Source organism: Pseudomonas sp. MF5691, from assembly GCF_016405645.1.
GTDB classification, from domain to species: Bacteria; Pseudomonadota; Gammaproteobacteria; order Pseudomonadales; family Pseudomonadaceae; genus Aquipseudomonas; species Aquipseudomonas shahriarae.
The window spans coordinates 96,179-122,148 of record NZ_JAEKDC010000007.1 but is presented as its reverse complement, the minus strand read 5'-3'; the positions used below and the strand labels follow the sequence as shown (position 1 = coordinate 122,148).

Genomic DNA, 25,970 nt, shown 5'->3' with positions numbered 1-25,970 from the left:
AGACATAGAAAGGTCTGACAAACCTTTCTATTGGTACGAGCGTTCCGTTAACATTTTGCCTTGTTTGCGCTGCGGTCGCGCAACAGGCTCACGGACGGAACGAATGCTAAACAGCAACTTGCTTAGAAAGCTCGATATGCAGGACCTGATGGTGTTTGTCGCTGTGTATGAGCAAAGCAGCGTCACCGATGTGTCCGAAACCCTGTTTGTCAGCCAGTCCACGGTCAGTTACAGCCTGAAGAAACTGCGCACCAGCTTCGAAGACGATCTGTTTATCAACACCCGTGCGGGCATGCGCCCGACCTACAAAGCCAGCAGCATGTACGGGCATGTGCAGAAAATCCTCGAAAGCATCAACCTCTGCCACGCGGGCGCCCAGACGTTCGACCCCACGCAAAAAGCCGTCACCTTCAACCTTTGCGCGCCCGAATACTTCGAGCAACTGATCCTGCCCAGGTTGCTGAAACACTTCGATCACGCCGACCTGCCAGTGATCGTCAATGTGCAGAAGCTGGAAACCGAGATTCCCGTAGAGGCCCTGCGCGACGGGCGCCTGGACGTGGTGATTTGCTTCGGCCCGCACTTTCACCGTGAGCACAAGGATCTCAGGACGCAGATGCTGCTGGAGGACGACCTGGTCTGCGTCTTCGATAAACGCGCCGCCCCGCGCGAGCCGGCGTTCAGCCTGCAGTCGTTTGTGGCCCGCCGCCATGTATTCCCGACACCCTGGACCTCGGACACCAACATGATCGACGGCTGGCTCGCCCGCCAGGCCCACAAGCGCCAGGTTATTGCCCGGGCCAACAGCTACAGCGCGGCGCTGAAGATGATTGCCGGCACCGACTTTATCGTCACCCTGCCCCGGCGTGTGCAACAGCTGCTGGCCCTGGAGCCGCAGTTCGGCCACTGCGAAGCCCCCAACGGCCTGCCGGGGTTCACTCTGGATATGCAGTGGAACGACGTCAGCGAGCAGGAAACTGCCAACGCGTGGTTTCGCGAGCAGGTGGTCAAGGCAGTGGCAAGCGTCAAGCAGGATGCGGCAAGAGAAGCGCAGAGATGACGTGCCGCTTAGCGCTCTCAGCCCCCCATAAATGCTTCCAGCCGCGAGCGCATCCAGCGTTCGGCGGGGTCACTGTCAACGTGGCTGAGCCAGACCATGGACAAGTCCAGGGTCGGCGTATCGAACGGGAACGGCTCACAAAACAGATTGCCCGCTGCGGCCATGGCCTGGGCCGTGTAATCCGGCAGGCTGGCGATCATATCGGTGCCGGCCAGCAGTGCCGGCAAGGAGCTGTATTGCGGCACAGATAACACCACATGCCGCTTGCGACCGATCTCCGCCAGCCACTCATCGGCAAACCCTGCGACGTTGGCGGTGTGGGACACCAGCACATGGGGTCGTGAGCAATATTCATCGAGGGTCAGCGGCTGGTCCGAGGCATCGGCGCGTAGCACGCTGGGGCGGATATGGCGCAGCAACTTGCGCTTGGCATTGGCCGGCAGGCCACGGGTCTGAGTGATGCCGACGGTGATATCGCCAGAGGCCAGCAAGTCCGGGATCCGCCAGTAATCGACATGCTGCACCACAAACACTACCTGCGGCGCTTCGGTGCGCAGGGCCCGCAACAGCGGCGGCAACAGGCCGAACTCGACGTCATCGGACAGGCCGATGCGAAAGGTCATGGTGCTGACAGACGGATCGAAATCATGGGTAAGGCTCAACGCCGCCGACAGCGAGTCCAGGGCCGGCGACAGATGCAAGATAAGCTCCTCGGCCCGCGCCGTGGGCTCCATACGATGGCCGACACGGATAAACAGCGGGTCGTTGAACAACGTGCGCAAGCGGTTGAGGGCCGAACTGACCGTGGGTTGGCCGAGAAACAGCTTCTCTGCCACACGCGTTACGTTGCGCTCGAGCATCAGCGTTTCAAAGACCACCATCAGGTTGATGTCGGCCTTGCGTAATTCATTGCGATTCATGGCAAACGCCCTACAGCCCAAGACTGCCGGCAGTTTAGGAACACTGCAGGGCCTGCGTCTATGCGTCGACTATCCAACCCACGTGTTTGAGACTATAAATCAGCTTCCATGACAACCGAGAACATCCCCGTGCTGGTCATTCTTGCCCTGGCCATCCTGATGGCCGGGCTGTGTATCTGGAGTATCAGACTCATCGCCCACCCAACCGCCAGGACGCTGCTGCGGGTGTTTGTCGGACTGTGCCTGGCCGCCATCGTTGCGTATCTGGTCCTGGCGTCGGGGTTTCCCACGGCGCTGCTGGTATAGGCAGATTGACGAGCCTGCCGCCTCGCCCTCTAATTAGCCACTTTCTTCAAGCAAGGAGCGCTTAGCCATGAAATTCGCCTACACCATCGTCTACGTCCCGGACGTGGCCGCGTCACTGCAGTTTTTCGAAAAAGCCTTTGGCTTCAGCCGACGCTTCCTGCATGAATCAGGGACCTATGGCGAGTTGGAAACCGGGGGCACTACGTTGTCCTTCGCCGCCCATGAGCTGGGGGAGATGAACTTCAAGGGTGGGCACGTCGCCGCCCATACCTCGAAGCAACCGCTGGGTATGGAGCTGGGGTTTGTAACCGAGGACGTGCCGGCGGCCCACGCCAAAGCGCTGGCCGCGGGTGCCAGCGAACTCTCGGCACCGAGCAGCAAGCCCTGGGGCCAGGTAGTGTCTTACGTGCGCTGCCCGGATGGCACGCTGGTAGAGCTGTGTACGCCGATAGCCGGATGAAAGCGCTGGGGGCGTTCTCATCGTCGGACGTCAGGGCTTAAGCGGGCGCTCCTGGTCGCGCTCGGACAATTCCGTCCCATCATCCGGGTGCTTCCAGGTCTGCGGTTTCTCTTCTTCGTGAAGCCGCCGAGCCCGCTCCTGCGCCGAGTCGTCGCGTGGCTTGGGTTCGTTATTCATACCCACCTCCCATCCATAAGAATTGGTCTTATGACCCAGCATAGAACTGGAGATAGCCATGGACAGCTTTTCTGATGGATGGTGGCAAGCCAAGCCTTTTCGTGAGAAATGGACAGCCTCAGGTAAGACAGCGCATTCCCCCATAACCTATGGAAACAACCACCGGCCTTATTCAGAAGGGTCGCCTCTCAGCTTCCTCGCTCTTTATTGGATTGGGAGAGCACAGAGGCGGCAAGCGCTCTCGTCTGCTCGCTGTACTGATCGCTCTGAAGCGTCTTTCCAGCTTTCTCCTCCATCTGCGCACTGGTCTGCTTATCCGTACCACTCTGAGCCAACGCCGAGGCAGCCAGGCTTCTGGCGATAGCTGAGGCGTTTGGATTATTCAGGGTTTCGGCTGCTAACGTGGCCATCTTGTCGGAGGTCTTTTTCGTGTTTTTACTCATCAGGCATTCCTTTGCAGTGTTGGGATGGGAGAACTATCTCGCACACGGCAAACAATGGTTTACCGCACCTAGCGAATGGGTGAGGAAAAAGGTGCGCTCCTCATATTCGGCCTGATGGACACGCAAAATCGTTGCAATCTCTTCATCCAGTTCTACGCTCATAGAATTTTCATCAACCTTCGAGTTATTTATCAGATGCTCGCTCCCGCCATACTTTGTAAAGAAAGAAAACACCTGCCAGGACTGCGCAACCGATCGCCATGCTATCTGGACGGAACTCCCTTCTTATCGAATAAGCAACGTTGTATGAGCCAACGCCGACCAAAAAAATGATCACCAACGGCAAAAATGACTTCCATTTAGACATGCGTTTCCCTTTCGTTTGTGGACGCGAAATTAGGCGTCCTTTTGCTGGCTAGCTACACCAGCTAGCGCAAGCCGGTGTAGCTAATGTGCGATTGATCTTGTAAAGACCTTAATTTTGATCAGGGACTGATCGATCAGCTAGAAATATCGCCTAACTAACCGACCACCCAGTTATTGAAACATTGCTCGTACCCTCTGATGTGCGTCAGGTAGGTTGGACCTGAGCAAGTACTCGTTCAACTCAAGACTGTCGTTGACATCTGCGGCGTGCCTGACAGGATGCACAAACTCTGACGTTCCAATGAGGCCTGGATAACAGCCAATGGCAACACGCCGGCCATCCCGTTCTACCAGCAGGGGAATCTCTAGTGTTCCGACTGGCGTACAACGGAAACCCTCCAATTCGAGGCTTGAGCGAAGTTGGGAGAGTGTGGCTACCTGCTCGTGAGGAGAGGAGCAGCTAGGCTTCTCGCCCAACACTGCGTAGCGGAGTAGCAGTGCGCCAAGTTTTCGGTCGAGTCTTTTCTGAAGGTGCTGATTGTGAAAATGGTTTAGGCATTCAGTGCAGGAGGTTTCGCACGTGCAGCCTTCCAGAAGCGCAAGGGTCGACTCTAGAATTTCAGGCAAATTCCTAGCTGCGACTTCGGCATACCCTGCTCCTCCAGAAAGCGTGTCATACAAAAAGATGTCGAGCATTCGAGCGTTGTCCTTAAGCGCGGGCTCAATGCGGAAACCAGAACCGAATTCAGCAGGGTCTAGGTCCAACTGCCGGTGCCGACTTGCAGCAAGTCGAAGCGCTTCCGCTATCGAGTGCAACGCATCTTCGAGCATCTGCAACACGACTACCTCAACCGTATTTGTTACCAATGGCTCGGCAATCTTCAGCCTCAGCAAGAGTAGGTCGGTGCTGAAGTCATGGCCCAGCAGGACTCGCCGGAATGCGCCAGAGCAGCGCGGCGGTGTCCCTTTTGGACCCAGTTGTCGGTATGGACGGTCATGCACTCCCGCCTGCGGTGCATATTGATCGAATACGGTTGCATACCCACAGTCGACACAAACCGAAAAACCTCCAAGCTGCGAACCTTCCTTACCCCGGTTAACTGTCACCAATGTTCGGTCGGTCGCGTGGGTGAAGCTTGCGTTAGGTCCATACTCGGTGAAGGTAAACACCTCTGGGTCAACGGGTTGAGGAAATTGAGCCATGGTGGCGAAAGTAATGTCCTGCTCACGATCATCCTCTGGAAGATCTTGCGCATTTTCTGGACCGAATACCTCCGGCAAAATCATGGTTTCCTCTTTAAGTTCTCCACCACATACCGGACAGATTTCACCATCACCTCCAGGTTTGTTGGGATCTCGTACAAATGAACATGCTTCGCAGTGGACATGTTTTTTTGAGTTTTTGAAAAGAGGACGAGCGCGATTGACCTCGCCGGCGGGCATATCTGCAAAAACACCTCCCGATCGGTAGGTCTTTTTGTCGATTACGATAAGCCGACCTGGTGCGTATTCGCTAAGGGCTTTAGAAATTGCCTGCTGGGGACGCTGAAGCGTACGGATCTCCCAATTGCCATTCGAGTTTTTCTTCAACTCTTCGACCAGGAAGCTGGAGAGACTCGTAGGGAAGGCATAGCTCGGCAAAAGCCCATGGAAAAACAGGAACTCCAACAGTTCCTTCTGCTCAACACCGGCTCCGGGATTTTCATCTACCTCGGCTTCTTCTTCACTAATCTCAGCAGCAGCGATGGGTTGCGGGACATCTGAAGCGAGCTCGTGCAGAGTCGACAGCAAGCCCTCAACCGTTTCCACTAACCACTCATCAAGAGTAGAACCGCGAGTGTCCAAGTTAGGCGGCAACCAAGCCAAAACCGAGGCTTTTAGATCCGCATCTGATGCGAGAACTCGACGTGACACCCAGCTCTCGAAGCTCGCTAGATTGAGCCCTGTATCATCGGCACCGTAAAAAAAGTCCTGGGTTAATCCGAGCGCCTTTAAAAGCAATGAGGTTTTTTCTGCCGGAGGATTGGTGCCCTCAGCCATCACTTCATGAAAGAAAGTCTGAACCAAATAAGCATGCACGTGCCGGCGGGCAATCTTCGCGTTATCGACCTTGACCTCAGGAGTGCGTGGTGGACCGGCGACGATGTGCTCCGGGTTTAAGAAGTAATGGCTGTCGTGTGGTCCATTCTGCGAATATGTCACCACGGTGGAGACAGAAGAACCTCGCCGCCCTGCCCGCCCGGCGCGTTGCTGATAGTTTTCGCGTTGAGGGGGCACGTTTCTCAGTGCGACCGCCACCAGTGAGCCAATGTCCACGCCTACCTCCATAGTGGTGGTGCAACTTAGAACATCGATGGGCCTATCCTTGGCGCCAACAAGAACGTCCTGGAACCTCAATTCGTACAACTCAGTGGTTGCATGGACTTTGCTTCTGTCCCGATTCGACAGTTGCGCGGTATGTTCCTCCACGCTCAAGTTTGAGAGGCGTGCTCCCGGTTCGAGCGCCTCTTTTACTGGAAGACGCCAGAAACCTTTGCGTGCCGTGACATAGTCGCTCGTCGAGGGGGCGATCGGTACAGCGCCTTCACTCCCACAGGACAGACAAATGTTTCCGCCTAGCGCAAATGGCATCAGCGCAGTGCAATCTGGACACTGAGTCCAGACGTGAGAAAGATCAATCACGAGGCGCAAAGAATTAGGAGCAAGGAACCACGCACCATCGACTTCATCGGCTAGCTGCCCGCGGAAAGCGCCTTCCACGGCTTCATAGGTGGACGTATCCCAGCCCCAACGGCTAGTGAGTGCCTCTCTCAAAGCTTTGTCGAACTGTCCCTTACTACCCCAAGCGGGCTTGTAGTATCCAGCGGCCTTGTAGCGGTAAACCTGATCGATTGTCGCGTCGAAGGCGAAATCCTGAAGCATGGAATCAATCCAGCCAACCGCAAGCGCAAGTAGATCCTCCTCCCCAACTGAAACCCCTTCGTTACTCAGGACCTCCTTCAGCCTTTTAAGCTTTGCTCGCGCAGGCACCACAAAGCCTACGGTCGTACCTGAAAGCGAGTAATAGCTGCCACACAAGAGCTTGAGCAAAGCAATTCGATAACGTGAAGGTGCCTCCTGTGGGTTGAATCTATCCTCCAACGCTTGACCCAAATCAGAGTCGTAGTCACGCTCAAAGACGCTGCGCGCATCCTCAATTTTCTTTGCATCTATGCCGTCAAATATAGCGAGATCGTGACCGGTTAAAATGGAAAGGAAGGCGAGATAGAGCGTCGGTGTTGGTCGAGGCTCTAACCTTTGCTCATCCAATTGCCCACATGCCAGGGCTATAGCCTGACGAAAAACGTCGAGTTCAATATCTCGAGGAATATCTCGCGCCAGGCGAGCAGCCTTCTGGCGACCGTCGGAAAAAATGAGAACTTTTCGACCACCGTTGGGATGTCTTGCATCGTTAGCACGACTCGCCGCCTGACGGGCCATTTGAGTCCGAACCAACGTGGTAAACGGTGCTTCGCCCTTCGTAACATGGTCCATGATCTTCGACGGTTCGTCTTTGGAATTTCTGGTCCTACGGATACAGACCGGGCAATTATCGAAAGTTACATCAGGACCAACGGCGACCTTATCTGCTACACGGACTTTGCGAAAACCGGTTCCCTCCGCTGGGCATGTCGCAGAAAGGATGCCGGTGGAAATGTGCAGCCACATGTCCTTGTGTCGACTGCGCGGGTGAGCAGTTTGCTCTACGAAAATTTCAACCGGCATAAGGTCCAAGGTTCCACCTTCGGACAATGGCCCGCTTGGCTGATGCCATACGAAATCCATTTCAGCGCTGACATACCCTCTGATAAAGGCGGCGCCACAATCACGGTGGGTTAACAGCTCATAGACCCGACCATTGGACTCACAACCGCAATTACTCAATGGTTTAGTGTGGAGGCGGCCAAGAATGGTAGGTCCGCCATGCTCACCCAAGCGCTTCGAACAGTTTGGGTCCACGCAAGCATAGAGTCCTGGCAATCCGCGATGAAATAAGTGCAGACGGGTCGGAAGCAACACGCGACCATCTGAGCTTCTCTGTGCATGACTCCCCAAGGCGAGTAGTGCGTCAGTAGCTTTTTCGGCTGTTTCTAGAGGACACCCCTCAAAAAGAGTTTCGCTCAAGGTCCCTAGCTTGACCGCTTTACCTGACACTAAGGTAATAAGCTTTTCCAACGGTCCGAAGTCAGTTAGGCTTCGAAACAGCCAGTCGCGAAATGATGAGTGATCGCTTGCATTCGGAGCTTCCCAACCAAGCTGTCCAGCAAGCGCCGCCGCGGCTTTTTGGGCAGAAGGGAGATCATTTGCTGCCTCTTGGAAGGCGTAGAGATCAAAGCCCGCCAAGGCATCAATCTGTTCACGGGTAACCGTGTGCACCGAGGAACGCTGCTCGTTCGTCCCCTGAATAACTCTAACCTTGCGGGAGGAGCTTTCCAACAACCCGGTCAAGTCGCGTGCAAATCGTTCACCGTCCGAGACGGCAGTTTCACCGGCGCCAAGACTCGCACTGGTGAGAATGCAACGCATACGTTCTCGCGGAATTTCCAAGCGGGCACATAGACGGCGAATGAGAAGCGCGACTTCAGCACCTCCAGCCCCCCTATACATATGCGCCTCATCCAGAACCAGTATGAACTCGTTCCGGATGTCTTCTTTGAGCCAGTCTCTCGTCTGCTCGAAGATCCCACGCTCAATCGGTCTCATGAGCATGTATTCGAGCATGGAGTAGTTTGTCACTAGCAGTTCAGGACAGCGTACCTGCATCTCGTGCCGTGTCATGAGCTCACGGTCACCAGGCTGAGTTAGCAGCCGCCCCTTCCAATTTTTTGAAACGAATTGGTTGCCGATTTTCTTCCCGGAGGCGTAGGTTTTGGTCTCTACCGCATCATCCGCGTAAAAAGCATCAAGATCTTTGCTCGGCCAGCGGCCAATACGAGCCAGGTCTTTTTGGATGGCCGGGATCTTGGCCACTTTCTTATAAAACTCCTCGAAGAGTGGCTTGATGAACTGCTCGTCTCGTGTGGAGGAGCGCTGCCCCGGGTATGGTGTCCTACCGGTATAGCTGCCGAAGCGGATCGGTGTTTTCCTGCCGTTCAAAAGCAGTTTCGCTGCCTCAGGGTTACCGAGTATTCGACGGATACGTGCGAGTTGGTCATTCACCAAGGCGTTCATGGGGTACAGCAACATCGCCCTACAACCCGGCAAAGCAGCAGACTCAGGTCTTTCGGCGCCTTCTACTGCCAGTTTCCCAATTACCGGCATCAAAAAGCTTTCTGTTTTACCCGAGCCCGTACCGGTTGCCACCACCAGGTCAGCAGCCTCATCGCCGAGGAATGAGGTGAGCGCCTGAGATTGGTGCTCATACGGCAGAGGGTAAAGGCCAAGTCCCATTACCGACAATTTGGTCAATGCGTCAGAGGCAGCCTGCGGTATTGGCAAGTCCTCGTAGGGAGTTCCCAGTTTGTAGACTGGCGTTGACTCTACATAGGGGGTTTGGGCAATAGTTTCATTCGCTTGGAGAAGCGCGCGTCGCTCCCTGACGAGACCTTCATCGAGAATATGATACTGAGCCTCGATATATTGCCTTAGGCTATCAGCCAAGCTACTCGCGGTCTCATGGACGCCTGCCGCTTCAGTCAACGTAGACTTCACACTCATTGGTTCCCTCCTTCTGCGCCGCAGCGCTCATCCAAAATCACGCCTAACCCGTCGAGCGCATCGCGCACGATGGATAGCATTTCTATAGGTAAAACGTGATACGTCACGCCTGGGTGCTCGCCTTCAGGCGTAGGTATTTGCCAGCCCAGTAAAAGCACCCTGGCTTCCTGGGGGGGTAACCGACGTTCTAATCGAAGTTTTACAAAGCCCTGAGAGGTCGTCGCTTTGACTCTCATGGGCCGACCAACTTGAGCATCTAAATGAAAGCGGAGGCGTCTAGCATCCTGAAAGTCGAGAGACGCCATTTTGCGAATGCGCCCACGGAAATAATCCCCAATGAAATGTAAAGCCACCGGACCTGTCTGACATTTTGAAAGAAAAACCCCTCCCGCGTTGGGCAGTTCTGCCAAGGCACCCCATCGACCTTTATCGTAAATCGCAATCTCACCCAAATCGCTGGGCACATCGGTGAACCGCGACTTCATCGTTGCTATCAGTTGGACAGACCAAGCCTCAAGCCCTTCGACGGGCGCACCAACCCACTCGCGAGCATCCCAGACGTCGATCCAATCATTGCAGTCGACTAGATCGACAAGTCGCACCCTGCCTGCGGCTTGTGTTTGGATGCTGTGAGGGAGAGTCTCTAAGGGACCGCCGCCTATTATCACCGCGCTGTCATTGGCCGCTTTGATGGCATGTGCTGATGGCGTCAGCCAGCTTCCGCCTCGAAGTCTGACCAGGTCACCCAGCTCACCCAAACTATTCAAGACCGACAACACACCAGGGCGAGCATCCTTATCCTCTGCAAGATCTGGCCAAAGTGGTGATAATCGCCTTCGGACCATACTGGTCAAGCTAAGGGAGGCAGCGGGTTCCCAAGTGCCATTGCCAGCGACTGGTGCAGAAGCGAGGTACGACGCCGCTCGCAGACACTCGGCTATCGCAGCGATACGAAGCCCTTCCCCTCCTACCCTGCAACGAATACTTGCCGCGAGAATTTTTTGCGCTCCTTCGCGGGAAATCGCCTGCCACTTCATCTGCGTTCCCTCAGGTCTCTGCCTCGGCTTGCAATTCGGCCAACATCCGGCCCGCGATACGAGCGATATCCTCAACGGGGCCGGCCGTTGCCTTCGCCCATGGGAGAGCCCACAACGTCAACACGGAGTGCAGATCCTCTTCTGATGACCCGCCGGGGATAGTCCGCAGACGTGAGTAAGCACGGTCGGCCATCCTCGTCCAAAGATTGCCGGGGACAAACGAGCTCTCCTCTATGAGTTCCTTCAGCTCAGAGACAAGTGCCCGCGGCGAATCATCGTCAAGGCCGTCAATCTGATTCCAAGCGTTGCGCACCAGTTGGCCAAACTTGAGCTCCGGTAATTTGGCGGATACCCCACGCATAGAAAAATTATCCGTATCAAAAACCGGACCGATCTCCGCGAGCGTGCCGCCATCAGGGAACGTGGCAGGGCCCTGTGTCCACGCGGCTATCAACGAGAGACGTTGGTAGATTGGCAGTGAGAATTGGCGGCGCGTAACGACGTCTCGAATCGCGGTACCGTACACCTCAAAAGCTGAACGGTTTGCTCCCTTCATCAGCAAACAACCAGAGGTTTCCGAGACCACCTCTAGACAATCAATCGCCGCCTCATCGGATACTAATCCGACCGGTACACGCCATTCATGAAATGTTTGACCGCCAATGGCTGCTGCCACGGCATCTGCCACTAAATCAGAAATCGAGCCCGAGAACTGGACCATCTGCCCCGCAGACAACGCTGCTAATATCTGGCGGGCTGTGGCAATTGCTGCTCCTTTCATAACTCCGCAAGACTGAAGGTTGCATGCAATCAGCTCACAGGCGCCTTTGACAGAGTGGATCTCTACAATAGGCCCCGGTGACTCAACTTCAAAAAGTCGAACCTGTGGTTTGGTCGCCATGCCATTGCCTCCCTTTGCAACGGCTGCTTCTAAAATATCGATCCGTTCAGCCAAGTGACCTACTGCCGTGACGGCGTGGTTCCACTCGACCTCCTGCGCACAGAGCGCATCGATTGATTGCTTGAGCGCTGAAACCTCCGCCTGAGTTTTGTCCCACGAGCGGCCCTGTTCTGTAAGCGCCTCCAAACTGTGGTGGAACTGTTCGGCTCGTGCGTCGGCGGCGGCGATTACTTTTGTGATCTCCTGCCTTGCGACGCCAAGTGTATCGACCGCCTCTTCCAGTCCACTGGCACGCTCAGCCACGCGCTCGAGTGCAACCCGAAGTTCCTTTACGTCACCCTGACTTTTGTCGACACTCAAGACGACTTCTCGAATGCCTTTAGCCAGAATGTCCGTCTCGGACTCAAGTTGATCAATTCGCTCCGCCACCTCTTCTGCCGCGGCTTCAGCAATTTCGAAGTAACCTTCAATCTTATGCAACCGCCCCGGAAGTGCGTCGATCATGAGGTCACGAGCTAGCGTCGATGCTGGACGAAAGCGTCCGAGTGCGACTTGGGCTTCGGGACTATCTGCAAAGCCACTGAAGTCCAACAGACGTTCCAGACTCTCCCTGGCTGCGTCAGGGAAAAGCTCCGCCAGGCCGGTTAAAAAAACGGGCCCAGCGTCCGGTGTAGCCGATGAAATGTCACTTGGGGGAAAAGTTGAACCCAATCGGTTCCTTGCCCAAGCCTCCCACAGACAGGCAAATGTGTTCCAGTCGGCAGCCCCTTTCTGCCCAGGCTGAGTGTGAATGAGGTGCGCGACCAAACGCTTTTGTTTTTCCTTGAACTCGGGGGGCGATCCCCGTCGGAAACCCTGGATTGGCGGCTGGCGATCATAAAAAATTTTACGAATACCATGAGGAATCTCCTCAATGAATTCAGTAATCGCAATTTGTCCGAACGCAGAGATACGATCCCTTGCCTCCTGGCTATATTGGTAGCTCATATGAGACTCCTTCCCCTAGCTGTTTGAGCTCAAAGCCGCGGGCGAGGACGTCCTTCACCAGCGTACGGTAATTCGGAATAAGTTGTGGATGGGGTCTCAAGCTAGCGAAGGTTCTAACCAGCGCATAGTCATCGGAAACCGCGGCGATAGGGCCACATGGTTGCAACTGAACCATAAAGCTGAGCAGCCTGGATCGAAGCGAGGGACCCAGGGTAACGAAGGTCTCGCTGATAGGTCTGCTGGAAAGATCGCCGGCAATGTGCAACCGCCCGAATCCACCGAAGTTGATGTCGACGTAGCATGTCGGGTCGACCAGGTGCGCAATGAGAAGGGTCTGCACTTCTGGTGGAAGAAGGCGCTGATGCTGGCTGTGTTCAGACACTGTGTCGCCGGAAAAAAGTAAGATCTCACTGCGCTGAGAGGACTTGTCAGCAATAAGTCGCCCATTACAGCCGTGTGGCATGGAGAGATACTCAAGCGTCATTGTCTGAGCTCTGGCAGCCATGACAAAGGTCCTGCATTTTTTTTGATGCAAAGGGACTACGTGTCGTTTCGACTCCCGGTCCCTAAATGCAAACTCTACAGCCGGCAACTTTTGATTTCGGCTCGGTGAAAGCGTGCAAGAGACAAATTTATCGATGTCCGGGTAGTCCGCCTTTCCGACTCGGAAGTCTTGGGTTTTCTCGGTTGCCAAAACAAATAACGCTGGTGACTTTTCGATCCCAGTGGCAGAAAGGCGCTCTCCTCCCCCGTACACTTGCATTGTCGGCCCCCTGTCCTGCTGTCCGACGGGCATCATTTGTGTCGACAGCAGTACCGTAGGCGACTCAAGGCACTCAATAGCGTTAACGCTCGAATTTCTCGTAAGAAACGGCCATATCGGGGTAATGGAGGGGGCGGGTGGATTTACGAGCAGCCCCGTAAAAATGTGAAGCCATTCCATGCATTCTTCAGAGGGCTTTTCCGGGATGATGGCAAGAGCCAGGCCCCAGCCCTGCCTGCTCTGAAACTTATCGAGTACGAGCTCATCAGGAAAAACTGGAGCGGCATTTTCACTCCATAAAAAAGCGTATGTTTCCGAACCTCTGAGCTCCTGTGCTCGGGGAAATCCAGTTGCTCCTTCGCGCCCCGACGCTGAAAATACAGCAACTCCCGAGGGTGAAAGTCCCGGGCACTCGCGCTCCACACTGGCCATGAAAAAAGGATCGGCATGGGCGCTATAGGACACGATGCGATAATTTTCGACGGACAATTCGGCCGTCACGCGAAAGCCCTTTGCCATACCACGCATATCTAAGTGCTGAAGCCTTCCTCCCACGTCGATTGTGACGGTGGCGTCACACACACGACATGCAGGTACCGCCAACTCCAACCACCAGGCAGCGCGCTGCCCTCTGGTAATCATCAGGCGCAGAGCCATCCGGCGCCTCGTCACGGTGGCAAGAACGCTACCTTCTGAGTTCTGCCCGTATTGGCTCGGGATAAAGTTTTCGCACTCTGGTGATCCCCAACCGGGCCAGTGGCCAAAGTGTTTTTTTCGTTTGTCACCCGAGCGAAAATTCACCATTGCTTTACAGCACGGACAAATGAACATACCAATTCCCGATGACTGAGCAGCGGACTCTAGCTTGTTCGTCAGTTTGTTAACGGCGTATTCCAACGCAATTCCCCTTGCGACCCTAGCAGCCGAAACTGTTGTCTAGCATCACTTCTCGATTAGCCTCGGTGCGGAGAATTTGAGCTTGACTACCGAACAAATTAATCAGGTCAGTCGGCGTCCAGCCTCGGTATCCCGGTACATTCCTAGAGCGCGGGATCATCCATCGATCCAACGCCAGGCCGGCAATTTCACTTACAGACAGAAGCGCGCTGACATCAGGCTTACCCTTCCCAGACTGCAAGATTTTAGTTGCATTGGATGCAAGCTGACAGATGAAGACCTCACGCTGAATACCGTGGCGCATCAAATCATCCTTGAAACCTAATGCCGTAAGCGCAGCACGTGTTGTCCTCAAGCGCCAGTTGGGCCCCTGCCCATAACCATGCTGGTCGGCGTACGTATGGTCGATGTGACGCAGGTAGTCACGCATCTCCATGAACAACCAATCGGGGATATGAAAATGCCCCCAGCCGCCGGTATAACCAATTGGCTTGAGATATTGAGTGCCATCCAGCTTCAGTCGGTTATAGACCGAGGACCGACCCATCGATGATGTAGTGACGATGGAAAGTAGGCGAGCCTTCTTTTCTGCCTGCGAGATGATCCCCGTCGAGCTGCCATAGGCCTTCGCAAAATCGTCGTAAATATCACGGCTACGAAGCAGGCATGCGACCAACTTGCCTCCAAGAAGCGAGTTGTAAGGTGGGATCGCCCCAAGAACGTAGGCATCCATCAGATTGACTAGCCGAGCCCCCCTGTCATGAATATCCCAGCCAATGAATTTGTCTCTAACTCCCAGATTGAAGACAGGATCACCGATCGCGATAAGCCCCATGAGCTTGCCGTTACTTTCATCCCAAACCAGGTAACGCAGACGCCTACCGAAACCGTTTGAAACCGGCACCGACCAGGACAAGGCAGCAAGCCTGAATAAATCGCCCTGCCAAGTATTTGAGGAAACCCGTTCCAAAACCGGAGAAATTTTCTCAGGATTCACATCTTTGCCCGATGCAAAAAACTGCATCAGCTTTCCCCCAGCCCGCGACACGAATTTCTCGCTCGCGAGAAGTCGCTCCTCTCTCTGGGCGCTGTGAAGGATTCGGATCGCGTCTTTGGTATTACCTGGGGCTCGTAGAGCCCCCTCATCCGTTTTGGTGAAGCCTAAGGAGTGCAGATGTTCGCGCAGCTTTCTCTTGAGGTTCGCTTCGCGGGGATTGACCCCAATGATGATTGCATCGCCTTTTGGCATTAGCTGCTTCCTGCCCAATACTTTTCCAATTGAGCTCTAAAAAACAAAGGGCTCGGGTTCCCGGTACTAATACACGGATGATGCTAGTGGTCTTAGCAAAACATAGGCCGTGGAGTTGCAAAGCAATGCGTGCATGGACAGCTAGTGAGCTCACATTCGCCAACCATATCGATCAGCGTCAGCATGCCCGTTATCGCGTTCAAAATCTCACTTCCCCAAGCGTTCAAGCTGTAGCTCGCTAGGCCGGCAAATCGTACAGCTCTGTCGGGCTTATAGAAAGGCTACTGACGCTAAACACCCCGTAGTGGCAGCCCGAGCTAGTCGCTGGTGCGATTTGGTCCAGCGCACTCGCGCCCTTGATAAAGGCCACTTGCCATTATTTCACTTTCAAGGAAGAACTGCGCCCTATTCGACTACCTAAATCGGTCGGTTGGAGAATTTAGACCGACCGCGCTTCACGTTGGACGACGCCCAGCAATACCTCAAGCGTCTGGTCTGGCTCAAGGACCAGGAAACTCTCAGCGATTAACGTCAGTGGGTGTACTTGCAGAACGGAGGTAACCGTTCGGCCAACACATCTTCCTGCCCCCTGCGTTTGAGGCTACGGGGTCTGCCTTTGTCGATTTCAGCTACGCGGATCGAGCTTCGGCGATAGATAGATCTACGGAAGCTCTGATGGCATCAATTGCGCCTTGAGCGAGCGCCATAACCGTCGTTGTGCTAATTTCAATCCCACTGATAATTGATCCAGACATTAGCCTCAAAGAGGGTCGAAATCCCCCACCGAATTACGTGATGATGAAGCCCGATGCAGGCAAGGAACTCGCTGTGCTCGCAAAAGAGCAAGAGATCATGCGTCTCTTCAAGCACATCGAGCCACCGACTATTTTTCCTTGGCGATGAGCTTTCAGATTCTCAGGACGTAGGCGATGAACGATTACGAATTCGCAGAAAGCATTTCTGCAGAGGTTGGTAAATATTACGGCAAGGCAAAGGCTCAACTCATCAGCCTTCCTGAACTGTCATTGATAAACCAGCGCTCGCTGGCAGTGCTCATCTGCAACATTATAATAAATTGCACCTCAGCCGAAATCGACGTTCGGGGAGACCTTGACTACAAAATTGCCCGATTGAAGAAATCAAATCTCATCAATTTTGACGTTGCTGACTCACTTAATATCGTCAGAAAAAATGGGAATATCGGTGCGCATCCTGACGAATACAAATTGTCAGATGAGGAATATCTGAAGATCGCTAAAGCGTCGATCAAAGAGTGTGTGAGCTTGCTCGACTACTGCTACCAGCTCATGCATGGGACCGCCTCTGTCCCTGCCTATGAGATCACTGAGCCAGTCGATGATTTCCTGCAAACCATGAGTTACAAGGCGATGGTCGAAGGTGATGCAGAGTCTCAATACCTTGCGGGTAGGTATTTCCAAGGCAGAGCCGCAAAATACGATGATGACATTCGCAAAGCTGGACATGGTTTTTTCGGTCAGGAATACCAGTCATACCTAGACCAAGCTCAGATGTGGTTCAAGCTTGCCCAGCATCAAGACCATCGTGAAAGCCTCTACGAATACGGAATGACGCTCGCGAATGGGCGCGACAAATCCATGATTGGCATGGGTCAGGGTTGCATCGCTCGATCAGCCGGGATGGGTTATGCCGAGGCTCAGGTTCGCCTTGGGATGTACCTGCGTTACGGCTCGAACAACTTCGATATAGATCTTCCAGAAGCGCTCTACAACTTCACAGAGGCGGCTCAGTTGGACCACCCAGCAGCGCTTGCTGAACTGTCTGAAATGCACGCCAATGGTTTGGGTACGCTTCTCGATAACGCAAAGGCTTTCGAGTGTGCTTTACGGTCGGCAGAGGCTGGATACCCACAAGGGCAGTTCTACCTTGCAGACTGCTACATGACTGGCATGGGTGTAGAGCCAAACGAAGCGCTTGCTTATGAATGGCTTGCCAAGTCAGCAGAACAGTTTTATCCCGAAGCTATGTACACGCTTGCGACTGCCATCACAGGTGGGCACACAACCGCCTTCAAAATTGAAGACGCCAAGACCTACCTGAACCTGTGTCTGCACGTTCCAGCCATCCAGAACCATGCAAGGGTCGGCTACGCGAAATACCTCCTAGAATTCGAGCCGGGGCTTGAAGGCATGGTCGTCGCAGCTTCGATGTTCCAAGAATGCTATGAGGGTGAAACCGAAAATTCAGACTTGTCCAAAGAATCTGTCTCGTTGGGAAAAGAAACCATCACAAAGGTTCGCGATTCCTTGAGGACGGTCATCAGCAATAAAACTCTCGCCCAGAGCGCAACGATAATTTCTGCGTATTACGACGAGCAAGGCTATCCGTACAAAAATCGGGCAGAGCGGACAGCGTTATTTTTAGATTCCGCTTATAGCTACAAAGCTGGAAAGAACATTGATGGTCCGCTCAAAATTTTGGGTTTATCCCAACCCTACCCCAAGCAGCCTAGAAACGAGCTTTGCATCTGTAATTCCGGGAAGAAATACAAGGCATGTCATGGGAAATGAATTCGGGCGTTAGCTCAGCGCCATTCAACAAAGGACAACCGCAATGCTCGACGTAAAGGACAGTACCGAATACGAGAAGGTTGCCCAGCAGGTCTACCAAGCGATTCTAGCCACTGATGAGGTTGATACGATTGAGGCCCTGCACAACGTCCAGATCACTGGGCGTTCTGGCGTAACTCACCAGATTGACGTTTATTGGCGCTACCTCAAGGACGGTGTAGAGCATCAGGTACTCGTGGAGTGCAAATACTACAAATCCACCATCGACCTCATCCACGCCCGAAACCTGCTTGGCTTGCTCACCGACATCCCCAACAGCCAAGGCGTCTTGCTCACCACTCTGGGCTTCCAGAGCGGCGTGGTGAACCTATGCAACTTCTACGGGATAAGCCTCAAGCGGCTCCGAGATCCGCAAGGGTCTGACTGGGATGGATTCATACAAAAGGTCGAAATTGAAGGCAGCCTCAATAGGACAGAGTACGTCGATTTTGCACTCACAATTGATGGTAAGGATGAAGAGTCCATAGCCACCCTAGCAGGCGACAAAACCCTCTCGGTGAACTCGCTGGAAATGCTTTTCAAAGACGCCGAAGATTCCCCTGTACCAGCAGTCACATGGCTTGACCGCAACGTTCCTTTCGATGAGGCACAGGTCGGTACCCCGTTGGCCATCACCCTCACTCCGACTAGCACATACATCGTTCTCCCATCCGGGAAGCGAGTTAAAATCCGCAGCCTTGACGTTCATTACGTGCATTCGAGCCAGACGTTCCGCCTTGGCTTTGACGCAATGGATCTGGTCAAAGCCGTTCTTGAGGATTTCAACACGATGGCAATTGACTACACCTTTCACCACTAACCTGACAGCAAAAAGCCGACTGCAATGGTCGGCTTGTGTGGGATTCTCTGATTCGGTTCGTGTAACGGCTTGGACTTGCCCAATCATAGAGACGCTCTGATCACCGGACCAGACTGATGACTCATCCTGTAACGTTATAAGCGGCTATTCAGTCGCTCCAAGTCCTGAATGACGAAAGGAACGCGCTTGAGGGTTTGATACGCCAGAAGCATGTATAAAAAGGAGCTGAACTAGCAATCAACAGCCAAAGGTGTGACTGAAATCATCTAAAGACGGCAAAAATTTTACGTACTATGCCTACGTACAATGACCAGAATCAAGAAACGAAAAACCCTCGCAAATCAATGACTTGCGAGGGTTTTATACATATGGCGGAGAGATAGGGATTCGAACCCTAGGTACCGGTGAAGGTACAACGGATTTCGAATCCGTCCCATTCGGCCACTCTGGCATCTCTCCAACGGCGCGCATCATAACAGTCTGTTTCGTGGAAGCAAAGCGCCGAAGCAATTTTTTTCCGTGCTATCAGATGCTTGCGTCGATTACAGCGGTACGCCGAGACGGTTGGCGACTTCTTCGTAGGCTTCGATCACGTCACCGAGGCCCTGGCGGAAGCGGTCTTTGTCCATCTTCTTGCGGGTGTCTTTGTCCCACAGGCGGCAGCCGTCCGGGCTGAATTCGTCGCCCAGGACGATGGAGCCGTCGTGGAATACGCCGAATTCCAGTTTGAAGTCCACCAGCAGCAGGCCGGCGTCGTCGAACAGTTTGCTCAGGACGTCGTTGACCTTTAGGGACAACTCTTTCATGCGCGCCAGTTGCTTAGCGGTGCCCCAGCCGAATGCCACGACGTGGGATTCGTTGATGAACGGGTCGCCCTTGGCGTCGTCCTTGAGGAACAGTTCGAACGTGTAAGGGTTGAGCTTGAGGCCCTCTTCCACGCCCAGGCGCTTGACCAGGCTACCGGCAGCGTAGTTACGCACGACGCACTCGACCGGGATCATGTCGAGTTTTTTCACCAGGCATTCGTTGTCGCCCAGCAGTTTGTCGAACTGGGTCGGAATGCCGGCCGCTTCGAGCTTCTGCATGATGAAGGCGTTGAACTTGTTGTTCACCATGCCCTTGCGGTCGAGCTGTTCGATGCGCTTGCCGTCGAACGCCGAGGTGTCGTTGCGAAACAGCAGGATCAAGCGGTTGGCGTCGTCGGTCTTGTAAACCGACTTGGCTTTGCCGCGGTAGAGTTCTTCACGTTTTTCCATGATGGGCTCCGCTTGGTAAGTAGGTGGGCTAGGCGATATGTCGCCAGTCGAGCCCTGAATCTTGATCGGCCAGTTGCAGCCAGTCCGGGTCGCACCCGAGGGTGTCGACAAAACATTGCCGGGCAAGCTGCGGCAGGTTGTTCTTGCTGCTCAGGTGGGCCAGGACCAGGTGTTGCAGGTCTTGCCAGCCCAGCTCATACACCAGGTACGCCGCCTGGTGGTTGTTCAAATGTCCCAACTCGCCGCCAACCCGCTGCTTGAGAAAGTACGGGTAGTGACCGCGCGCCAGCAGGTCCCGGCAATGGTTGGACTCGATCATCAATGCATCGAGGTCCCGATAGCCTTCCAGCACCTTGGCACAGTAGGAACCCAGGTCGGTAAGCAGGCCGAAGCGGCGCTCGCCGTCACTGAATACATATTGCGTAGGCTCATGGGCATCGTGGGCCACGGCAATCACATCGATGCTCAAGGCACCCACCTGCAGTTGCTCGCCACCAGCCAGGAAACCTGCGGGTTCAACGGGTTTGCGCATCCCGCGCAAGGTGCCGCGACTCAGGTACACCGGAAGATTGTAGCGCCGAGACAGCAAACCCACGCCATGCACGTGGTCGGCATGTTCGTGGGTCACTAGAATCGCGCTCAACTGCGCCGGGTGAACCCCCAGGCGCAGCAGGCGTCGCTCGGTTTCCCGCAGGGAGAAACCACAATCCACCAGGACGTACGTGTCGTCGTGGGCTACAAGCGTGCCGTTCCCTTGGCTACCGCTGCCGAGAACAGCAAAACGCATCAGATCAGCCCAGGTTGTCCTGAATCACGCCCAACACTTTGCGCGCCGTTTCTGCTGGCGCCACGGTGTTGATGTTCTTCTCGACGGTGACTTGCACGTTGTCGCCAACCTTGCTCAAGCGCACTTGATAACGCTCGGCGCGGGTCTCGATCTCTTCCTTGGTCGGCTCGCTGCCGAACAACTTGCTGAAGAAACCACGCTCTTCGTCTTTCTTCTCGGCCTTTTCAGCCACGTTGATGTAGTACAGGCCCAGGCTGCGGTTGATGTCTTCGACGCGCCATGGGCCTTGCTCCAGGGCACGGCCGACGCTGGCCCAGGCACGATCCAGGTCTTCACCCAGGTTGAGCACGACGTTGCCGCTGCCGTCTTCGGTGAGGCTGACACGGCTAGGTGTGTCGTAATCACGGGCAGCGAGCAGGGATACGGAACCACCCTTCTCGGAGATGCGGCTCATGCTGGCAAGCATCTCGTCGACCAGCGCAGCATCGACACCGCTGTTGACCGAACGGTTGGTGAACTCGACGTTGGCGGTGCTGCCGGCAGGACGCGCGGCGCTGACCACGTAGACTTCACTGGTATTGCGCTGCACGCCTGGCTCGATGCGTACGCGGATCCGGCTTTCGCCATCAGCGGCAACACCACCGGCCTGCAGGCGCTTGGCCATATTGGCCGACAGTTCGTTCGACTGCTGCCACGCGGTGGTGAACTCACCGGTTTGCGGGCGTTGTTCGTCGATACGGAAGCCATTGTCCTGGAAGAACTGCACCGCCACCGGCCAGACTTCGGCAGGTGGGCGCTGAGCCATGATCCAGCGCGAGTCGCCGCTTTTCTGCAGGCTGTAGTCGCTGGCATCGGCCATGGCCGAAATCGGCTGTGGACGCGGCACTTCGTACTCGCCCTTGACGGTGTCGTCGGCCACGCTGCGCGGGATCGGCAACAGCGGGTCAAGGCGCTTGGCGACATTGACGTCCGGCGGCAATTGCATCGGTGCGGTTTGTTGTGCTTCCAGGTAATCGCTGCCGCGGTCACGGAAGTAGCCTTCCGGGCCCCAGATCCAACCGCAGCCACTGGTGCTGGAGATAATCAAGGCAAGTGCGGAAAGTCCGGCCAATCGCTTCATGCGTAGTGCTTCCTCAATTAAACCAGGACGCCGGACTGGCGCAGGGCCTGTCGCAGCGGTTCGTGACAGGCGGGGCTGAGGGGGGTGAGCGGCAGACGGATACCGTCCGGCATCAGGCCCATCTCATGCAGCGCCCATTTCACGGGGATTGGATTGGATTCGATAAACAGGGTTTTGTTGAGCGGCATCAGTTGCTCATGAATCGCCCGGGCCTTGACGGCATCACCGGCGATTGCAGCGGCACACAGTTCGCTCATGGCACGCGGGGCCACATTGGCGGTCACCGAGATGTTGCCCTTGCCACCCAGCAGCATCAGTTCAACAGCCGTGGCGTCGTCACCGGAGTACAGCAGGAAGTCGCTGCTCACACCGGCCAGGATGTCCTTGGCGCGTTGCAGGTCGCCGGTGGCTTCCTTGATACCGATGATGTTCGGCACGGTGGACAGGCGGATCACGGTCGCGGCCTGCATGTCGCACGCTGTGCGACCTGGCACGTTGTACAGGATCTGCGGAATGTCGACGGCTTCGGCGATGGTCTTGAAGTGCTGGTACAAGCCTTCCTGGGTCGGCTTGTTGTAGTACGGCGTCACCAGCAGGCAGGCATCCGCACCGGCTTTCTTGGCGTTCTTGGTCAGTTCGATCGCTTCGCGCGTCGAGTTGGCGCCCGTACCGGCTATCACCGTAATACGCCCTGCCACGCGCTTGACCACAAACTCGATCACCTTGATGTGTTCTTCCACATCAAGCGTGGCCGATTCACCTGTGGTGCCGACGGCCACAATGGCGTTGGTGCCTTCTTGCAGGTGAAAGTCCACCAGTTTGCCCAGGCTGTCCCAGTCGAGATTACCTTGTGCATCCATGGGTGTGACCAGTGCCACCATACTGCCCGCAATCATGCAACCGCTCCTGCCGGAAAAAGAGAGCCGTAATGGTACTGGCGCCAAGATGCTTGCACAAGCGAAGTACCCTCTGAGGACGCGTTCTGGATCAACTTAGTTGCCAGCAACGCCATCATTGGGCCAAAGCACGGCCAGATGCCGCTGAATATGCAATGAAAACGCCACGTCCTAGCCCTTGGCGGCGCTTTTCGCTACCCTTGATCCTTTGATCGGTACCGCACGCTCGTATCGACCGCTCATCGCTTTAGGAATGCTGCATGTCCACCCCCACAGTCCGCGAACAATTCCTTGTTATCAGTGCCCTTGGCGCCAACCCCATGGAGCTGACTAACGTCCTGTGCCGCGCCAGCCATGAAAATCGCTGCGCCGTTGTGACTTCACGCCTGACTCGCCATGGCGAGTGCAGCGCGCTGGTCCTGCAGATTTCCGGGAGCTGGGACGCCCTGGCGCGCCTGGAAGCCGGCTTGCCGACCCTGGCCAAAAAGCACGACTTCACCGTCAATGTAGTACGCAGTGCAGCCTTGGAGAACCGTCCCCAGGCGCTGCCGTATGTGGCCTACGTCAGTTCGGCCTACCGTTCGGACATCGTCAATGAGCTGTGCCAGTTCTTTATCGACCATAACGTCGAACTGGAAAACCTGACCTTCGACACCTATCAGGCCCCCCAGACCGGCGGCACCATGCTCAACGCCACCTTTACCGTGACCCTGCCGGCAGGCGTACAGATCAGTTGGCTGCGCGACCAGTTCCTGGACTTCGCCGATGCGCTGAACCTGGATGCACTGATCGAACCGTGGCGCCCACAGAATCCAATGTAAGGAGGTTTTTCATGGCGGTAGTCATCGACACACCAGTCGCCGATTTCGAAGCCCAGGCGACCAGCGGGCAGACGTTCAGCCTCGCCGGGCTCAAGGGCAAGCAAGTGGTCCTGTATTTCTACCCGAAGGACAGCACCCCGGGCTGCACCACTGAAGGCCAGGGGTTCCGCGACCAGCATGCTGCCTTCCAGGCTGCCAACACCGAGGTGTTTGGGGTGTCCCGGGACAGCCTGAAGTCCCACGAAAACTTCAAGGCCAAGCAAGCCTTCCCCTTCGAGCTGATCAGCGACAAGGATGAGGCGGTTTGCCAGCTGTTTGATGTGATCAAGCTGAAGAAGCTATACGGCAAGGAATACCTGGGCGTTGATCGCAGCACCTTCCTGATCGACAAGGAAGGCGTGCTGCGCCAGGAATGGCGCGGCGTGAAAGTGCCGGGGCATGTGGAGGCGGTATTGGCCGCGGCACAGGCACTGCACAAGGCTTGATGCGGCGAGTGGCAGTTAGATAGCTATCGCAGGCAAGCCAGCACCCACATTGGATCGGTGCCAGGCAAGACAACCCGGCCAGTGTGGGGGCCGGATCCGCCCCCTCCCCGCAGGCTCAGGCCTTGCGCAACCAGTAGCGATAGACGCCGTTATCGGCCTCTTCGTGCAACAGCACATGCCCCGCCAGCTTGGCAAACGTGCGGAAGTCCCGCTGCGACCCGGCATCCGTGGCAATCACCTTGAGCACCGCACCACTGGCCAGCCGATTGAGCTCCATCTTGGCCTTGAGCAGTGGCAACGGGCAATTGAGGCCACTGGCATCGAGCTCAGCGTCGTGGTTTACAGCAGCGGTCATGGTTTTGCTCCGGATGGCATCAGGGGATGCTTAGAATATCTGGTCCCAGGCTCAGTGTCCGGCTACAGTAAGGTCTTTGTCGAAAGGCTTTGTGCATGACTTTTTTGCGCCCTACCCTGCTGACGCTGGCTTGCCTGCTTGCCTCTCCAGGCTTCGCCGACGACCTGCCGTCACTTGGCGACGCCAGTTCTGCCATTGTCTCGCCACAACAGGAACACCAACTGGGCCGGGCATGGCTGGCGTTCCTGCGCGGCCAGGTCTCGGTCCTCAATGACCCGCAGCTCAAGGATTACGTCGAGACCAGCGTCTACAAGCTGGTAGAGACCAGCCAGGTCAATGACCGGCGCCTGGAGTTCATCCTGATCAACAGCCCGCAACTCAACGCGTTTGCCGCGCCGGGTGGGATTGTCGGGGTCAACGGCGGCCTGTTTCTCAATGCCCAGACCGAAGGCGAATACGCCTCGGTGATGGCCCACGAATTGGCGCACTTGTCCCAGCGCCACTTCGCCCGAGGCGTGGAAGCCCAACAACGGATGCAGATCCCGATGATGGCCGCGCTGCTCGGCGGGATTATCGCGGCCGCCGCCGGTGCCGGTGACGCCGGGATTGCCGCGATTGCCGGCAGCCAGGCTGCAGCGATTCAGGAGCAGCGGCGCTTCTCGCGGCAGAATGAACAAGAGGCCGACCGCATCGGCATCCTCAACATGGTCAAGGCCGGTTACGACCCGCGCTCGATGCCGACCATGTTCGAACGCTTGATGCGCCAGTACCGCTTCGATGCCAAACCTCCGGAATTCCTGCTGACGCACCCGGTCACCGAATCGCGGATCGCCGATACGCGCAACCGCGCCGAACAGGCCAAGACCGGCGGCACCGAAGACAGCCTGCGCTATCAACTGATTCGCGCCCGAGTTCAGCTGTATTACGAAGACACGCCCGGGCTGGCCGCCAAACGCTTCCGTGCGCAACTGGATGAGAACCCGAAAAGCGATGTAGCACGTTATGGATTGGCCATCGCCCAGATCAAAGGCACCCAGCTCAACGAGGCGCGCGAGACCCTCAAGCCTTTGCTGGCCAAGGCACCCAACGACATCACCTACAACCTGGCGCAGATTGAGCTGGATATCACCAACAATCGCATGCCCGATGCGCAGCAACGTACCGACCGCATGCTGGCCCAGTACCCCAGCAACTACCCGCTGAACCAGGTGCGCGTGGACCTGCTGCTCAAGCAGAACCGCACCGCCGACGCGGAAAAAGCCCTGGAAGGCCTGCTCAAATCGCGCTCCGACGATCCGGACGTGTGGTACCAGGTGGCCGAGACCCGCGGCCTGTCCGGCAATATCATTGGCCTGCATCAAGCCCGCGCCGAGTACTTCGCGCTGGTCGGCGACTTCCAGCAGGCCATCCAGCAACTGGACTTTGCCAAGCGCCGGGCCGGCAGCAACTTCCCGCTGTCGTCACGCATTGATGCGCGCCAGCGTGAGTTGATCGAACAGGAACGCATCGTCAAAGGCATGATGAGCTAAATCCAGCGCCCACAAAAAAGCCCCGCTCTCGACTATCGAGAGCGGGGCTT

General features: G+C 55.7%; 21 protein-coding genes and 1 tRNA gene. 8 read left to right on the top strand and 14 right to left on the bottom strand.

The genetic code is table 11. The features are described 5' to 3' along the window. The first annotated feature begins 103 nt into the window (after positions 1 to 103). Complete coding sequence (locus tag JFT44_RS12735; protein ID WP_198830774.1) at positions 104 to 1,060, top strand: LysR family transcriptional regulator; 957 nt, start codon at positions 104 to 106, stop codon at positions 1,058 to 1,060. A 17-nt stretch (positions 1,061 to 1,077) separates the two neighbouring features. Here the strand turns inward: JFT44_RS12735 and JFT44_RS12730 are convergent, their stop codons facing one another. Then, the gene (locus tag JFT44_RS12730; RefSeq protein ID WP_057958792.1) at positions 1,078 to 1,980 is read right to left on the bottom strand and encodes a LysR family transcriptional regulator; all 903 of its coding nucleotides are present in this window, start codon (positions 1,978 to 1,980) and stop codon (positions 1,078 to 1,080) included. Positions 1,981 to 2,088: 108 nt separating this feature from the next. Between JFT44_RS12730 and JFT44_RS12725 the strand changes: the two genes are divergently transcribed. Beyond that, the gene (locus tag JFT44_RS12725) at positions 2,089 to 2,286 is read left to right on the top strand and encodes a hypothetical protein (RefSeq protein WP_057441308.1); all 198 of its coding nucleotides are present in this window, start codon (positions 2,089 to 2,091) and stop codon (positions 2,284 to 2,286) included. Positions 2,287 to 2,353: 67 nt separating this feature from the next. Further along, entirely contained in the window at positions 2,354 to 2,746 is a 393-nt protein-coding gene (locus JFT44_RS12720; protein ID WP_057441310.1) for a VOC family protein, read from the top strand. Between the two features lie 30 nt (positions 2,747 to 2,776). Here the strand turns inward: JFT44_RS12720 and JFT44_RS12715 are convergent, their stop codons facing one another. The 7 genes from JFT44_RS12715 to JFT44_RS12685 form a co-directional block, all read right to left on the bottom strand. After that, complete coding sequence (locus JFT44_RS12715; protein WP_162947713.1) at positions 2,777 to 2,923, bottom strand: hypothetical protein; 147 nt, start codon at positions 2,921 to 2,923, stop codon at positions 2,777 to 2,779. Between the two features lie 188 nt (positions 2,924 to 3,111). Beyond that, the gene (locus tag JFT44_RS12710) at positions 3,112 to 3,366 is read right to left on the bottom strand and encodes a hypothetical protein (protein WP_169989322.1); all 255 of its coding nucleotides are present in this window, start codon (positions 3,364 to 3,366) and stop codon (positions 3,112 to 3,114) included. Between the two features lie 537 nt (positions 3,367 to 3,903). Then, on the bottom strand, positions 3,904 to 9,429 hold the full coding sequence (locus tag JFT44_RS12705) for a DEAD/DEAH box helicase (protein ID WP_169989321.1): 5,526 nt from the start codon (positions 9,427 to 9,429) through the stop codon (positions 3,904 to 3,906). Next, on the bottom strand, positions 9,426 to 10,466 hold the full coding sequence (locus JFT44_RS12700) for a hypothetical protein (RefSeq protein ID WP_169989320.1): 1,041 nt from the start codon (positions 10,464 to 10,466) through the stop codon (positions 9,426 to 9,428). The genes JFT44_RS12705 and JFT44_RS12700 overlap by 4 nt, the downstream gene beginning before the upstream one ends. A 10-nt stretch (positions 10,467 to 10,476) precedes the next feature. Further along, positions 10,477 to 12,354, bottom strand: a complete 1,878-nt coding sequence (locus tag JFT44_RS12695) for a hypothetical protein (RefSeq protein ID WP_198830773.1) — start codon at positions 12,352 to 12,354, stop codon at positions 10,477 to 10,479. After that, positions 12,338 to 13,774 carry a hypothetical protein gene (locus tag JFT44_RS12690; RefSeq protein WP_198830772.1) on the bottom strand — a complete coding sequence of 479 codons (1,437 nt, stop codon included), beginning with the start codon at positions 13,772 to 13,774 and terminating at the stop codon, positions 12,338 to 12,340. Before JFT44_RS12690 ends, JFT44_RS12695 begins: the two co-directional genes overlap by 17 nt. A 259-nt stretch (positions 13,775 to 14,033) precedes the next feature. Beyond that, complete coding sequence (locus JFT44_RS12685; RefSeq protein ID WP_169989317.1) at positions 14,034 to 15,263, bottom strand: Druantia anti-phage system protein DruA; 1,230 nt, start codon at positions 15,261 to 15,263, stop codon at positions 14,034 to 14,036. A gap of 929 nt (positions 15,264 to 16,192) precedes the next feature. Between JFT44_RS12685 and JFT44_RS12680 the strand changes: the two genes are divergently transcribed. Then, positions 16,193 to 17,812: an SEC-C metal-binding domain-containing protein gene (locus tag JFT44_RS12680; RefSeq protein WP_169989316.1), complete on the top strand. Its 1,620-nt coding sequence runs from the start codon at positions 16,193 to 16,195 to the stop codon at positions 17,810 to 17,812. Positions 17,813 to 17,855: 43 nt separating this feature from the next. After that, entirely contained in the window at positions 17,856 to 18,671 is an 816-nt protein-coding gene (locus tag JFT44_RS12675; protein WP_169989315.1) for a restriction endonuclease, read from the top strand. 369 nt (positions 18,672 to 19,040) lie between these two features. On the opposite strand, the gene JFT44_RS12670 is transcribed toward JFT44_RS12675, so the two are convergent. The 5 genes from JFT44_RS12670 to dapA form a co-directional block, all read right to left on the bottom strand. Further along, positions 19,041 to 19,130, bottom strand: a tRNA-Ser gene (locus JFT44_RS12670). An 83-nt stretch (positions 19,131 to 19,213) separates the two neighbouring features. Further along, positions 19,214 to 19,927, bottom strand: a complete 714-nt coding sequence (gene purC, locus JFT44_RS12665) for a phosphoribosylaminoimidazolesuccinocarboxamide synthase (protein WP_198830771.1) — start codon at positions 19,925 to 19,927, stop codon at positions 19,214 to 19,216. A gap of 28 nt (positions 19,928 to 19,955) precedes the next feature. Continuing rightward, positions 19,956 to 20,714: an MBL fold metallo-hydrolase gene (locus JFT44_RS12660; protein ID WP_057958791.1), complete on the bottom strand. Its 759-nt coding sequence runs from the start codon at positions 20,712 to 20,714 to the stop codon at positions 19,956 to 19,958. 4 nt (positions 20,715 to 20,718) lie between these two features. Next, positions 20,719 to 21,834, bottom strand: a complete 1,116-nt coding sequence (gene bamC, locus JFT44_RS12655; protein ID WP_198830770.1) for an outer membrane protein assembly factor BamC — start codon at positions 21,832 to 21,834, stop codon at positions 20,719 to 20,721. A 17-nt stretch (positions 21,835 to 21,851) separates the two neighbouring features. Continuing rightward, a complete protein-coding gene (dapA, locus tag JFT44_RS12650; RefSeq protein ID WP_057444335.1) occupies positions 21,852 to 22,730 on the bottom strand; it encodes a 4-hydroxy-tetrahydrodipicolinate synthase in 879 nt (292 codons plus the stop codon). 260 nt (positions 22,731 to 22,990) lie between these two features. Between dapA and JFT44_RS12645 the strand changes: the two genes are divergently transcribed. Both JFT44_RS12645 and JFT44_RS12640 read left to right on the top strand, forming a co-directional pair. Further along, a complete protein-coding gene (locus JFT44_RS12645) occupies positions 22,991 to 23,551 on the top strand; it encodes a glycine cleavage system protein R (protein WP_029299075.1) in 561 nt (186 codons plus the stop codon). A gap of 11 nt (positions 23,552 to 23,562) precedes the next feature. Continuing rightward, positions 23,563 to 24,036, top strand: coding sequence for a peroxiredoxin (locus JFT44_RS12640; RefSeq protein ID WP_057958790.1), 474 nt, complete (start codon positions 23,563 to 23,565; stop codon positions 24,034 to 24,036). Positions 24,037 to 24,151: 115 nt separating this feature from the next. Here JFT44_RS12640 and JFT44_RS12635 read toward each other — a convergent pair whose 3' ends face one another. Further along, positions 24,152 to 24,391 (bottom strand): sulfurtransferase TusA family protein, encoded by a 240-nt coding sequence (locus tag JFT44_RS12635; RefSeq protein WP_057441319.1) that lies wholly within the window; start codon positions 24,389 to 24,391, stop codon positions 24,152 to 24,154. A gap of 95 nt (positions 24,392 to 24,486) precedes the next feature. Between JFT44_RS12635 and JFT44_RS12630 the strand changes: the two genes are divergently transcribed. Then, complete coding sequence (locus JFT44_RS12630; protein WP_029299078.1) at positions 24,487 to 25,920, top strand: M48 family metalloprotease; 1,434 nt, start codon at positions 24,487 to 24,489, stop codon at positions 25,918 to 25,920. Positions 25,921 to 25,970 lie beyond the last annotated feature (50 nt).